Origin of the sequence: Flavobacterium succinicans, from assembly GCF_001662485.1 — a bacterium.
GTDB classification, from domain to species: domain Bacteria; phylum Bacteroidota; class Bacteroidia; order Flavobacteriales; family Flavobacteriaceae; genus Flavobacterium; species Flavobacterium succinicans_A.
On the sequence record NZ_JMTM01000013.1, the window covers coordinates 22,910 to 37,341 of the forward strand.

General features: G+C 33.5%; 8 protein-coding genes. All 8 read right to left on the bottom strand.

The features are described from left to right. Positions 1 to 318 precede the first annotated feature (318 nt). Positions 319 to 4,998, bottom strand: a complete 4,680-nt coding sequence (locus tag FLB_RS01715; RefSeq protein WP_231891027.1) for a hypothetical protein — start codon at positions 4,996 to 4,998, stop codon at positions 319 to 321. Positions 4,999 to 5,123: 125 nt separating this feature from the next. Then, positions 5,124 to 7,589: a hypothetical protein gene (locus tag FLB_RS01720; RefSeq protein ID WP_064714247.1), complete on the bottom strand. Its 2,466-nt coding sequence runs from the start codon at positions 7,587 to 7,589 to the stop codon at positions 5,124 to 5,126. A gap of 7 nt (positions 7,590 to 7,596) precedes the next feature. After that, positions 7,597 to 8,940: a PKD domain-containing protein gene (locus FLB_RS01725; RefSeq protein WP_197488922.1), complete on the bottom strand. Its 1,344-nt coding sequence runs from the start codon at positions 8,938 to 8,940 to the stop codon at positions 7,597 to 7,599. A 241-nt stretch (positions 8,941 to 9,181) separates the two neighbouring features. Further along, entirely contained in the window at positions 9,182 to 9,649 is a 468-nt protein-coding gene (locus tag FLB_RS01730; RefSeq protein WP_064714249.1) for a lipocalin family protein, read from the bottom strand. 327 nt (positions 9,650 to 9,976) lie between these two features. Further along, positions 9,977 to 11,026, bottom strand: coding sequence for a hypothetical protein (locus FLB_RS01735; protein ID WP_064714250.1), 1,050 nt, complete (start codon positions 11,024 to 11,026; stop codon positions 9,977 to 9,979). 17 nt (positions 11,027 to 11,043) lie between these two features. Further along, on the bottom strand, positions 11,044 to 12,504 hold the full coding sequence (locus tag FLB_RS01740) for a hypothetical protein (protein ID WP_064714251.1): 1,461 nt from the start codon (positions 12,502 to 12,504) through the stop codon (positions 11,044 to 11,046). Positions 12,505 to 12,744: 240 nt separating this feature from the next. Beyond that, positions 12,745 to 13,461 (bottom strand): hypothetical protein, encoded by a 717-nt coding sequence (locus FLB_RS01745; protein ID WP_064714252.1) that lies wholly within the window; start codon positions 13,459 to 13,461, stop codon positions 12,745 to 12,747. A 1-nt stretch (position 13,462) separates the two neighbouring features. After that, on the bottom strand, positions 13,463 to 14,432 hold a 970-nt coding region (locus tag FLB_RS01750; RefSeq protein WP_157490510.1), incomplete at its 5' end, for an AHH domain-containing protein.

The following is a 14,432-nucleotide window of genomic DNA, read 5'->3' on the forward strand; positions in this document are numbered from 1 at the left end:
AAGTAATCCGTGCCCACAGCGTTATTAAAATAGTGGAAATAAATACCATACAATTAGCAATCCTTTTTTTCCTAAAAGCAGCAAGCATAGCACTTCATTCAGTAATCATGCTCCTGCTACACACGAGCGAACGAAATAGCGAAGCAATCGGGTCTTTGGAGAGAGGCAATAATTATTTTATTTACCCATTAAGGAATTATTCCGCCACCTACAAAAACTAACCAATAACCGATTGCCGAAACCTGATAACCGAAAACAAACCAGCTCACTTTTCACTTCACACTTCTCGCTCCTCATCTCCAACAGTTAAAAAAACAATTACCTAAATTTATTATTATTTCTATATTTATAGGTAAACTCAGTTGATTTCTTGTTCCCTGGCAAAGTATACTTCATCACAATTTCATAATTTCCGAAGCGCATAAAAAGGAAATTATTGTTGATAAAACGTTTAGCAATTATCGCTATACTAGCATCTCCATTAATATAAGCATTAACAATCTGATTATTTAAATCAATCCAATCTTGCTTGTATAATAAGGGCATATTATACTTAAACGGAAAATTACCTCTAGTCCAAGATTGATTGATGTCATTTTCTATACTAGTCATATAATAAGCATTGAGGGGAATCGCTTTTGCAGGAATCACGCCTAATTCATTGGTATCTCTATTCTTTATAGCATAATTACCATTCAATGGATAATCCTGATATAAATAAGGGAAAATGTCTGTCGTATAATACATGTCATTTAATTTAGACGCTGCTGTTAGTATAGGTTTATGATCACTATAAGGGACACCTTGCAATTCCACCAAATCAAATGCTTCTTGACTTGATATCGTATTGGTTAAATAAATAACATCGGAATACAAAACTCCAAAATTGTAGTTTTGGGTTGTTATTGCATTCATTTTGGAAGTGAATGTTTTGTATTTACTAGTAGTAAAAGAGTACAATAAACGATCAATACTCCCTTCCGTTTTGGATACAGCATCTGCCTGATTTTCTTTTATCTTTACCTCATTACCTCCATCACTAATGGTATTCATCTTGGCAGCTGTTGTGGTATTTCTTGACGGAGTCTGTTTTAAATTACTCACGATAGAAAAGCTATACTTTTTTTCCTGTTTAATATCAGGCAAGTCATAAAAAACTTGATTTGAATGTGTGTCATAATTAAAAGCGGCCGCTTTGGAATTTGAACCCCCATCCTCAATTACTTTGATAGTGGTCTCCCAATTAGCATCTTCAAACAAGTAATCCTGACCACGTTTCAACTGAATATAACCTTTTGGATATTCCTCTTCTAAAAAATATTTTTGATCAACAATCGGATAAGAATATTGAATATTGTTAATAGGGATGTAATTAGGCGCACCTCCAGTTGTAAAGAGTCTTTCTTCATATTCTGTAGCCACTTTGCCATCCACTTTTATAGGTTGAAAAACACCATTCTCCATTTTTTGAAAACTAACTTCTACTTGTACTTTAAGTGTTTTGTTAGGCGGCAAAATATCCGTTGAAACAAAATTTACTTTATCTTTCATAGAAGTCCACTCTAAAGTGCCTGGTATTTCTTTTGTGTCGTCAAAAACCTTGAATTTTTCTAAAATTACTTTATAGGTTACCTCTCCTTTATCTTCAGGAATTACAAAAGATTCATTTACCTTCATTGAAAAAGCAGCTTGAGGAACAGCAAACACATCCACGTCACCTGAATTTTGTTTTGGGGTTACGTCGGTAATTAATTTAAGTCCTCCTAGTGGTGAGGCAGTTTCAAATTGGCATTCTTCTCCAATCTCTAGTTTAAATCGAAATTTACCCTTGATTAGCCCTCCAAGAATATTTATATTTCCTCCTAAATAACCACGCAACCAAACAGGATTAGGCAACTTAGCTTGCAATAAAGCAGCAGCTCCTCCTGACAAAATAGGAACCTTAAGATTCAAAAACGACAGTTTTACCCTTACACCCAACTCTCCTTGCAAAAAAGAATACGCTTGTCCATTGGCATACCATCCATTAATACCTACGGGCTTTCCGGTGTTGGAACACCTTGCTTCTTGATAATCTTTTAACATGATATCAAATCCTGTTTTCGTTTGATAACGAGCATAAAAAAGTAAAAAATTAATATCCCCAGTATCAAATTCAATGCTAGATCCAAAGGCTATCCCTCCACCATTACTTAATGCATTTTCATCACGCATATAGTCTAACTGTTTAGCATCTAAGCCCAAAATATTCGCTACTTCTGCAGGAGGAGGAGGACTACCCGGAAGTACTGTTCCTGCCATAAAATAACTGGTTGTTTTTCGATACAAACCTGCAATTCCTATCTTCACTCCGCATCGATCATCGGGAGTCCCCATATACAAATACCAATCTTTTGGATCTTTATGAAAAACTCCCCAAACGGCTCTTCCTCCTGGCCCAGTCCCTGAAAGAAAATTTCCCGGTGTATTAATATAAACATCTGTAGTCGCATGCATAGAGTTATTCTGAAAATCAAATTCTATAGCTGCTGCCATTTTGATACCAACCGCTTCAGATAAATCCCCTGGTATAGCTTCTTTGGCTGCCGGAATATATTTACTAGCAAATGAACCTTTAAGATCATTTTCCGTAATGCCTAAGAAACTTTTCTTAGCAGTAATATCCGAAGCTACTTTTCCCATTAAACCGCCAATATTTTTTACCCCAGGTAGCGTTGACAAAACATTAGCTTTGCCAAAAATAGCCAATCTATTGACGCCTCCTTTGGAGTTAAAGGCTATTTCAAATCCTGCTTCACCATCACAAACACTTTCGGAACCAATAGAAATATAAATAAGTGCCTTAACTCCTAATGATACTTTTTCATTGGGCGTATAGCTCAGCCCAGATGGCGAGAAATCTCCAATAGATAGATTCGGATTTCTACTCATTTTATAATAGGCGCCTCCACCAAAGCCAGAAATCATAAATGGCGAAGGAGGGGGGGACAATTTTGCAGCGGCATCAAAATACCAATATCTAAAAGAAGTTCGTCCAAAAATAGCTTTGGCTTTTACATTGACCACTTTGGCAACATCAACTTCCAAATCAGCATTAAATCCATCCCCATACACCGGGTCTTTTTCCATCAAGATAAGACTTCCCTTTATAGTTAGATCACTGAACGAACAGTTGATACTAATGGCCGATAAATCTAAACCATTATACTTGCTTCGTTGCCTATAACCGTCTTCATACATTTTACCAAGTATCCCAATTCGGGCTGTAGCTCCGGCACCTCCTACACCATCCATCAAATTAATGCCTAAATCAAAATCTATTCGAGAATCATTCCCATTAATGCCCACATTTATATTTCCAATCGAAACAGGAAAATTACCAAAGGCAACGGTTCCCTTGTAACCCATATTTCGAACAGAAATAACAGGGGAAACAGTTTGGAGCTGTAAATTCTCAAAAGTGAGCCCTTTAAAATCAACCGTGCGCTTACCTTTTACTTCTTGATCGTCTGTTGCGCCTTTATTTGTTCCAAAAGAAACGGTTCCGTTTAAATTAGCCTTGGGTAAAAACCTTCCTCCTACTAATTTTAATTCAATAGAACTATTGGGTAACAATAATGCTTTTGCTTTCCAAATATCAAAAGCAATAGAGTCTTGGGAAACCACAACCAGTCGCTGTTCTTCCATAGAAATAAAACCATCATAATATAAACCTGCTCTTTTAGTTTGCGCTGGTTGTATAGGCTTTGATGCAGGTGCAGCCGTTACTGGTATTTGAGCCGCAGCAGATTCCTTCCTCTCTTGTTTGGCTTTACTTATGGGCAAAAGAATCTGACCACTTAAATTTGCTTTTACAAAGGTATTGGCAGCAATAGTAACATCAATATGATCTAAGGAATAGGCCCAAGATTTTTCCTGACTGGTGATACCCCGATCTAACGGAAAAACATGATCCGCATAAAAAGTCCCTGAAACTCCATACCTGTCAATAATAAGATTGTGAGCACCCACATGAATTCTTTCTTTGCTTGAAGCGGTATCTGTAGTTTGAAATTCTTTAGGCAAACCTACATCAAAGTGCTCAACAAATACCCCTTTCCAAGTCTCAGGTGTTGGTGCCAAAAGTGCGTTTTTTTCATAATATTCGGGAAAGGCAACAGTAGGATTGTTTCTTAAATCACTTAAATCCAATACGGCATTACTAACTAAAAACAGAAAATTACCTTCATAATCTTTCCCATTTCTCTTTTCTTTTAAGGTAAAGGGTTGTAAACTTACATTGACCAAAATATCATTCCAACTACTCGCGACGAAGCTAAACTCTCCTCTAACTCGATTTGGAATCTGAAATGTTTTTCCGTTATAATAGGTTTTCGGAACGGTTAATTTCTTTTCGTCAACCGTTTTGGTAGTAAGGTCAATGGGCAGTATCAGATCTCTTGAAAATTCAACCGCTCCCGAAATTTTCATTTCTTTAAAACCATCGCAGTCAATGGTAACATAAGTCAATTCATCATCCACAATACCAGTTGCCATATCAAAACCGCCATATAAGGATACTTGCCATTTGTTATCACTAAACGGAATATCAACATTACCTAATAGCACTAATTTCGCTTCTCCAATAATGCCTCCTTGATGCGATAATTTTACATTATTTGCTCCAAAAAACAACTGCATCGGTTGTCCTTTCTTATCTTTTTGAGGTATATCAACTCTGCAAAAAACGGTTAGAGTAGTATATTCTGACGAAAAAACAGCTTTTGTAATTCCAATAGAGTATTGCACATTATTTACTGTTTTGCGAATTCCAATTGGCAATTCCACCAAATCCTGATTCGAGAAATGATCTACCCAACGATCGGAGGCTTCAATCTTTTCGATAGAACTGGCAGCAGTTCCCAAGGCTTTTGGAGGGGCAATATCCTGTCCGTAAGAAATAACAACGGAAAGCACTATCAAAACTAACGACAATTGTATTTTGAATAAATTTTTCATAAGAAAATGATCCTGTTTTTTTGTAAAATAAAGCATAACAACTTCTTTAATCTTTTAACCTAAATTCTTTTTTGTAACAGTCAATACATCCTTGATGCATTACAAAAACTAATGTTTTCTGATTCTTAATTATTTTTTAAATAATGAAACTCTACCTCATCATCTTTTACACTTTTAATGGCTAATTCGTGATAAAACGGAATCAACTTCATTTTAAATGCTGCAAGTATTGCAACAGCTGACTTATTTTCTTTCATCATTTTAAAGAAGTAATTCAACTCTTGTTTAGTAAAATTTGAAAGATTTTCATTTTGATGAACCTCCTCTTCAGGCATACTCACTAGTATCGAAATTTCATTAAGCATCCATCGGTGTACTAACAAGGGCTGTAGCTTTTTGTTTTTTCGTTCCACCAATTTTAAATAAGAGGTATAGCTTATTTTGTTGCGTATATCTTTTTTATCTTCAAGGCTTACGGGATGCAATTTGTGCCTATTTACAATTCCTTGTGCCATACTATAACTACTTTCTAGCCCCTCGTCCTTGCGCATCATATCTATTTTTAAGCTTTTTAAAGTCTCAACTAGGTATTGATTGTAACGCGCTATAAACTCTTGTTTGAGATCGTGCGATTTTAAATAGCGAAGTGCTTTCTCTTTAAAACTTATAGCATCGGGTGCCAATGAAGTACGGGTAATTAATTGTTGTAGTTCATCAAAATCATCCTTTGGTATTGCTTTGAGCATAAGCTGAAGATCCTGAAACTGTTGTAGGATAGCATCACGTGTACCTTCATAAATTTTGTCTTTATATTTAATGGTCAGAACAGGATTCAACACCAATTGAGTTGCTGGTTTAGGTACTTTTTTGGCGGGTAATTTTATTTTGTCTAGGGAATAAGAGTAATTCAACATCGCCGTTAAATCATTAAATTTCTTGGCATTGGAACTACTTCTGAACATTGAAATGATACTCATATTTAAGTTGTGCTTTTCGAGTAGTACATAACTATTGTTAAACTTAACTCCAAATACTGAACTTGAATTTCTATTGCCTTGTGTAGCATTATACAATACTCCAAAGTTAGTATTCAACTTATCGTTGAATAGTTTCTTAGTGGCACCAATCGAAGCACCAACCGAAGTATTATTATTTTGAACGACCTCATTATGGGTATAATTAAGGGAACTGTTTAAACTCATTTTAATTCCAGCAAAATTTATCGAATGTGCCAAATTATAATTCTGTACGGTACTCGCCTGACCTATTCGAATTACGCCTCCTTGTTCATTGGCTTGCCCGGCAATACTATAATTAAAATTTAAATTTTGATGCTTCTTTTTTCCAAAAGCATAAGTCATCGTAACCGTAGCATTTTGCGACAATTGCCTGTAATTTAAAGTGTCTGAAGGGACTACATTTGGAGTATTTATAAGTTCAAACTGATCCAATTTCTTATTGGTATAAGTAGAGAAATTGGAATAATTACCTGTAACATTCAATTGGTCCGTAACTTTATAATTCATAGTAATAGCACCCACAACCCGCTTAGTCTCCTGCTTTTTCACTTTGGCCAGATCATCTCGTTGATAGCCTAAACTAGTCGATACCATAATCTTATCCTTATAAAAGGGGCGCGAAAAACGAAAGGCAATATTCTCTAAATCGTTATTAAAATACAAGCCTCCTAAGGTGCTGTAATTGGGATCTATACGCTCATACGTTAAACCAATGATACTTTTTTGAAGGTTATAATCAAAATTTACCTGTAACGCGTTCATAAAACGTGTACTTTCTTTTGCAGAAAATAATTTAGTGCTAAAATTACCCCCATGAAGTGACTTAGAACGTGTATCATCTGTTAGAACAGACAAAGCATATTCAACATTTAAGTTTAAATTTTCTATTAAAGTCGTGCTAAAAATCAAACTATTAACAAAGTTTTCTTTTGGTGTTACCCCTTTATCATTTGTAATGTTTAGCGAATTAACATGGTCTTTGGCATAAAAACCAATCCAGCCCACTTTATATCGTTGCTGTTCAAAGCCTATTTTGGCCCCATATCCAAAACGTTCATAAACGGGGATGCCTCCCAATGCATTTTCTTCTGAAACGGCTTTAAGTAGCTGTCCTCCCATCAAGGTAATTTTAAAAGGACTTTTGGGAGTAAGCTCTAAACCAACGCCTTTAAAAGGAAAACCACTTAAGGTATAAGGTGAAAAAGTCATACTAACATTGCCTATATAGGCTTTCACCCATTTGTATTTCGGCATAATACTCAATCTGTTAAAATCAAATGGAGCCGTATAGCCTAAATTAGTACCCTGATTGGTAATGGTGTAAGATAACGGTACCGTAAAATTAAACGCACTAATGTTCAAATTCCCTGAAAACATATAAGTAAAGGGCTCACGTGGATTGGGTATAGTAGAACTATAATACATCATATTAGCATTTACAGAACCAGTAACTTTAAAATTGGGCTTATAAAAATGCTCTAAGTCTACATCTTGGGCATATCCTCTGCTGTAAATACTACACGCAAAAACGATACATAACCAAAGTAAAACTTGCTTATTTTCTCTCTTCATTAATAGGTTATTGTTTTTGCACTTTGATATCACATAGAATATAGGAACTTGTTCCATTCTTGATCATATCCTTTACTTTGATGGCTCCTTTTCGTCCGTCTTCTGTTTTAAACAATATGATTCTTGGAAAGGTAAAACCAAATTGCTGTTCGCCAACCGCGGTATAACTTATGTTTAAAGATTTTATCGGGCTATCATTTAACATGGCATCAAACTGAACTTCGGTAAAATTTAAACCACAATTACACAAATTTTGTGAGTTTATAAAAATCGTGTTTTGTGCCTTTTTTAATGCCGTGAAACCATAATTATTTGCCTGATCTGGCGATATAAATCGGTTATAGGTAAAATTGCTGTTCAGTCCTTGAAATGCAATATCAATCAAACCACTATTCTGATCATTAATTTCATTTGCTTTGTAAACCTGTCGTGTTGTAGTAGAAAACATGGCACCAATACTGTTATTAGTATGCGCCGAGTTTATCCCAAGCTTTATATTGGTAAAAACACGCAAATTCGTATCCGGTAGCACTGTAATGCTTGATTTAAATAGTTGACTCGTTTTATCATTAATCGCTTTTAAAATAACCTCATGAGTGCCTGCATTTTTAAAAATTACGGTAGGATTTTCTAGTGTAGAAGTAGCTGGAGTTCCTCCCTCAAAAGTCCATAGGTAATTGCTTGCACTAATGGAGGCATTAGTAAAAGATATCTCAACAGGAGCCTGATAATCGTCGTCTTCAAACTTTGGCGTATAAGAAAACGAACTGGCTAAATAGGGAGCAACCGTTAGGGTTTGCATTTGTTTTTCTGATTCAAAGCCATTAGAAACCGTTAACGTTATAGTATGCTTGCCAGGTGAAGTAAATACAACATTTGGAGGTGTTTTTCCTGTAAAAGTTGCCGGTATTCCACCCTCAAAATTCCATGTAAAAGTCAATCCTTCTCCTGGAGTAGTGTTAGTTAAAACTACTTCAACAGGAGAATAATTGCTTTTAATAATTTCGTGGGAAAACTGAATAGCAATTCCTTCTTTTATTAAAACCGTTTTACTTAGCTCTTTACGTTCTCCATCTACATTAGTAGCTTTCAGTTTTATGGTATAAGTTCCTTGTTTTTCATACAATACCTCACCCGGATTCTTTAAGGAGGATGTACTAGGACTACCGCCTTCAAACGTCCACTCGTAGGTATCGGCACCAATCACTTTACTGTCTATCGCAATAATAACAGGAACTGATTCGTCTGCATTTACATACGAAGTAGTAAAATCACCTTCGATAGCTATAGCAGTCTCCTGATAACATGAAGTAATAATAATAAATAAGAATAAGAGTGAAATTTTTTTCATTTGCTCTTTATACATTTCTAATTAACTTAAATTATTCTTGGCTTAAGGTGTACTCCTCAGGCTATATTTATTACCAACAATAATCCTCACGACATGCATAGCCTTAACATTATCTCGTAGCAACAGTTTAATATTTTAGAATTGTCCCACGGGACAATTCTAAAATATTTTGTTTCCTTTTTATCAACATTGATAAGCAAATCAATGCATACCAACAAATAAATAGAAGGTTAATCTTTTTCTATTGCCTACTGTAGGTACTGGTTACTACATCTTTATATTTATTTCCACCTGTAGTATATTCTTCAGTAAAGACTATAACAAGTGTGCTGTTTGTTAATGTGAAATTCGTTAAGTCAAAGTCAGTATTGCCGTCATATTTTACAGATAGTACATTGTCTTTTGTAGTATATGCTCCTTCTTCTGTATAATTGCTTCCTGAGCTTACTACTTTGTCTGAAAATCTACCATCAGTCTTAAAGGTCAAAATTGAATAATTATTAGCGTCAATAACTTCCTGTGTATTGCCTTGGGAAACTCCATCTTTAAAAGTTTCAACAACACTTTTAGTTGATTTCCAAGACCCTACAATTGACACACTCTCATTATCATCTTTACTGCAAGAAGACAATAAAATTCCTACTACCATTAAGGCTGTTAAAACAATAGATTTTGTTGTTTTGAATGTTTTCATTTTGTTCATGTTCATGATTAAAAATTTTTAATTTGTTTTTATTGTGTGATTTTATTATTTAATTAATCAAAAGCCCACACTTTTACTTTTAACTAATTTCTTTTTAGTAATACTGTATTTGTACTACTCTATTTTGCTGTTTAAAAACGAACGAAAATCAATGCTCATTTACTCTACAATTCGAAATCGCAGGTATGCAATGAAATCACCTTCGATAGCTATAGCAGTCTCCTGATAACAAGAACTAGCTACAAGTAATAAAAGGAAGAGTATTTTTTTTTTCATGAGGATTGTTTTAAAACCACTACACCTTTATATAGATTGTAGTGGTTTTTAATCTTTTTATTTTTCTGCTGCAGCAAATTTTGTTTGAAAATCAGAAATTTTAATTAATTCAAAACTTGTCCCCAAATACAAATCATTGTTTTTGAACTTAAAACTTTTAAGATAATTAAAATCAACTGTTATACGACTTGACGAATTTTTACCAAATGCAACAACTTTTAGCTCTCCATCTTTAAAAAGTGACATTGTATTATCTGATAGATTTAATTTATAAACTCCTTTTTCTCTAACTGACACATATAAATCATTCTTAGAATCAAATGCGATGTCATTATAAGAAGCATCTTTATTTGTAGTTGAAATTAAAGTTGTGACCTTCCATTGATTATTAACATATTCTAATTTTCTAATATTAGAGCTGATGAAAGTGGATGGTGTTCCAGTTCTTAAATTATCAATTAGATACAAAGCATTATTTTTAGAAATTATTCTAGTAACATTTCCAAAACTGGCATCTAATCCTGCTCCATCAACAATCTCATTTTTACCGGAGCCTGCGACAAAAACATCTGTATTTAATTCCGGCACAAAACGTTTCATTTGTTTATTGTTATAATCAAATACAAAATAAGTATTGTCATTATTTTCAGTAATTGCCGTAAGCCTAATTTTACTGGCAAAGGGAGAACTGATTGGTTTCATTGTATAAAATGGATTTAACTCTGTAAAGTTACTTTCGAAACGAAATATTTTATCAGTGACAGTATCTATTAACAAAAAATCTCCTGTAGGCGTAACGGCTAATCTATTTGTGAAAAAATTGCTATTGCTTATTCCATTTAGTAGTGTCAAATTTCCATTTTTATCAATTTTCTGAAATTTAATGCGATAATCTTTATCATTTGGTGTTTGTCCTATAAAAAAGACTGTATCATCATTGTTGATTACAAAATCGTCAACACTATTTGAGAAAATAAAATCTGCTTTAATTTCTCCTTTTTGCAATTCTTCTTTTTTTACTGGGATATTATTATCTGAATCCGAACTACAACTACCCAATACCATAAAAAGCTGCAACGCTCCTACTAATAAAATTCTCTTTTTCATTTTTATTTCTATTTTGTTTATTTATTACAATTGTTTTTATATTCTTCCAAAACTTTAACCAATCCATCAAGTGTTTTAAAATCATAGTTTTCAAACACAAACGAATCACATTTTAAATATTCAGTTATGTTTTTCTTTAATTTATCAAGACTTGATTTGTTAGTGTACAACCCTTTTTCCTGATTTGGTATTTTTATAATAAAATCGGCAGGCACAAGTGGATCAACCAAAACCAAATACCCGTCTTTTTCATATAGAATTTTGTAAAAACTCGAAAAATCAAAGCTCAAAGCGTTCAAACTTCCTGCTGCTGCCATAGTGTTCCCAATGGTTTTTAATCCCAAATAACATTCTCCTGAATCCAAACAAAAACGTATCCCGTTTTTAGATTTAAAGATTTCGGTTTTCTCACGTCCTTTTTCATTACTATACTTTAGAACTACTGTTTTGCCATAAGCAGTCATATCTGCCATGCCACTAGACGATTCCGCTTTTATAGATTCAAACTCAGCCGTAATTGGCCCTGTTCTTTTTTCTCCTTTTTCATCAATAACATAGCCGTTTTGTTCGTAAATGTTCGCTGAATTTGAGCGTTCTGTAATTACTCTTTTTTCTTGTTCTTTAATCTGTTCAGTTCTCATTGCAGTTATAGCTGCTTTGCCTTGATGCTGTAAAGTATAACCGTTTGTTATAAGTGCTCTTACAATATTCAACACAGTGATATCTTTACTCATTTTATATCCTATTGGGTTACCGCTGTTGTCAAACTTGGCATTAATTACTTTTTTATCAAATGTGAAGAGTTGTTGATTTAGAAAACTACTATATCCTGAAACCATACCTGCTTTTGCAAACCAAGTTGCAATCAGGTAATTATCTAAATCCATAATTTCATACATCAATTCTCCATTATTTGAGGGTGAAGTCATTTTAACATACCCAATTCTTTTATCATTAGGATCAGGATTGTTTGCTTTTATACTATAAATTACACCTGCATCGTCAATAGATAATTGATAGGAATTTACAAGTTGATCTGCTTGATCTTTTTCATTTTTAGTCCCTAGAAGTTTTGCTGAAACTCCCGTAGGAGTACCATTGATAAAGTTCTCCAATACATCTTTATTTAAGCCGTCTGTATTTAAATAATTATGCTCAATCAAAGCCTTCACAAGATTTTTTTCATGATTAAATGGATTAAACTTTCCATCTGTAAACTCAAGTTCATTAAGTTTGCCTGTAGATTCGTTTCTAATTTCCATAATCGGAACAGCAGGTACGGGTACTATTTGCTTTAACTGAACAGTAATAATATAGTTTTTGTCTAAATTCGATATTTTAAAATTTGGCTTTTTACCTTCAATATAAGCCACTGTTTTTTCGTCAAGTTTAATTTCTCCGTTGTCAATTTTAATTTTTTGGGCAAAACTACAGATGCTGATTAGCAGTAGTAGTAAGACTAGCATGTTCTTTTTCATAATTAGGGTTTGGTATTTGTTTATGAATTCTATTTACTTTCTTTGTTTATATTATTTACAATTGTGCTTACTCGTTTTATCCTGAGCAAGTAATTACACTAGTGTTTACTTCATCGTTTGGTTATCTTCTTGTTGTACCTAATTTCTACTTCTACCTTTTTTTATAGTATCAAATTAGATTCTTTAATCACGTACCACACGAAAGGATTCGTGCGGTAGCGGGGGCTATCGGGTATTTCACTAACTCATTGCCTCAACAACTACCTCATAGTCCAACTCAAGAAACTCAAAACCTTCTAATTTTGCTTCCTCAATAGCTTCTTTTAATCGTTCAGAAATTATAATTCCTGAATTAATTATACCATACATTGGAATAAAATCTAAGTCTTTATTTAGTACAATTTTTTTCGGAATAATATCTTTTTCATATTCAGATTCTCTTTGAATTTGTTTTCTTTTAGTATGGAATTCTTCGAAATTAGTTACCGCTATCAAGCTATTTTCATCCGGATCTAAAAACTCTGATTTTTGGTAATCTAAATAAAAAGTATTATCAATTCCGTCTTCTATAGTTGCATATTGAAAAATCCAATAATCGTGTTTTACTTCTTTATACAGCAACTTGGTAGGATAAAACCAAAACCCTTTGGCAATATTAAATTGCTCTAGTAGGTTTTTAAAACGGTCTGAAATGTACCATCCCGTTATAATACTTCCAACACCTATAAACCCATGTATATCTTGTAAGCGCCATTCCCAAAATTGAGGTTTGTCAAAACTTTTTAGAAAAAAATAATCAAAAACAGGAGCGTCTTTAATAATTTCACCATCACCCATTCGATCAAAATAGTGTTTCCCATTTGGTACTTTTTCTCCGTTGGCTTTTCCTATTGACTTTCTTTTTTTATCATCATCTTTATCCGTAAAGATTCTGTATTCTAATTCGTAATATTTCATGCTAAAAATTTATTATATCGTTCACATTTTTTGTTCCCAAAAGAACTTCGTTTTTTAATGTAGCTTTGGTGTCTTTTATCAATTTTTTAATTTGATTAAAGGCTTCTATTTTTTCATTTCCTGCTTTTTCTATAATGAGATTTATTTTTGTATCAATTGCAATATCATACTCAGGATGATTACCATGACCATCCACTTCTAGTTTAATACTTTTCTTTTGTACCATCATACCATTGTCAATTTCATTAAAATTGAAAGTAACTTCAGGATGGTCTTTTGATAGTTCAAATAGTAGATTCTTTAATTTATCGTTACCTTCTAATACTTTTACAGGTATTATATGGTGTGCTTCAAAGGCGGCAGGATTTTTTTTCAAGCCATTCAAAAAAACATCATCATACCATTTGTCAAAATCATTTTTATATATTGCCTCAAACGAATTTTTGTTGTTATTGAAAAAGGCAATTGCTATATCTTTACTTTCGGCTAAATTTATAATATTTGCTCTAATTTTTTTACGTGCACTTTTGGATGTTAACGAATTTATATAATCATCAATGTTTGCAAATATTGATTTAGTATTACTTTTGCCAATCTTCTCCAATCCTTCCTCTGTTCCCACAATAGCAGGTACATTATCGCCATTCTCCAAAACAACTTCTACTAGTTTATTGCCATTAACATCTTCGACTGTGTTCGCTAGTTGTTGTTCTATTTCGGCAGCGGTACTTTTTATTTTTATAGTAGGAATTGGGATGCCACAATAGAGATTGTTGGGCAATTTTATTTCTACTTGTCTAAAAAGTTGAACGCCTTTTTCTAGGGTTAATGTTATTCCTTTACTTGTTGCATTTAGAACAGGTTTTAAAAATTTACCTCCTATTTTAAAAACTTTCCCAATAAGCTGTCCTGCAACATCTAGTTTTTCTAGAGTTTGCAGGAAAGTTTTGGCGGCATTGGCCTCGCCTGCA

Excerpts from the sequence above, each read along its gene's own strand:
- FLB_RS01715 (WP_231891027.1), bottom strand. The coding sequence starts at position 4,998 with ATGAAAAATTTATTCAAAATACAATTGTCGTTAGTTTTGATAGTGCTT.
- FLB_RS01720 (WP_064714247.1), bottom strand. The coding sequence starts at position 7,589 with ATGAAGAGAGAAAATAAGCAAGTTTTACTTTGGTTATGTATCGTTTTT.
- FLB_RS01725 (WP_197488922.1), bottom strand. The coding sequence starts at position 8,940 with ATGAAAAAAATTTCACTCTTATTCTTATTTATTATTATTACTTCATGT.
- FLB_RS01730 (WP_064714249.1), bottom strand. The coding sequence starts at position 9,649 with ATGAACATGAACAAAATGAAAACATTCAAAACAACAAAATCTATTGTT.
- FLB_RS01735 (WP_064714250.1), bottom strand. The coding sequence starts at position 11,026 with ATGAAAAAGAGAATTTTATTAGTAGGAGCGTTGCAGCTTTTTATGGTA.
- FLB_RS01740 (WP_064714251.1), bottom strand. The coding sequence starts at position 12,504 with ATGAAAAAGAACATGCTAGTCTTACTACTACTGCTAATCAGCATCTGT.
- FLB_RS01745 (WP_064714252.1), bottom strand. The coding sequence starts at position 13,461 with ATGAAATATTACGAATTAGAATACAGAATCTTTACGGATAAAGATGAT.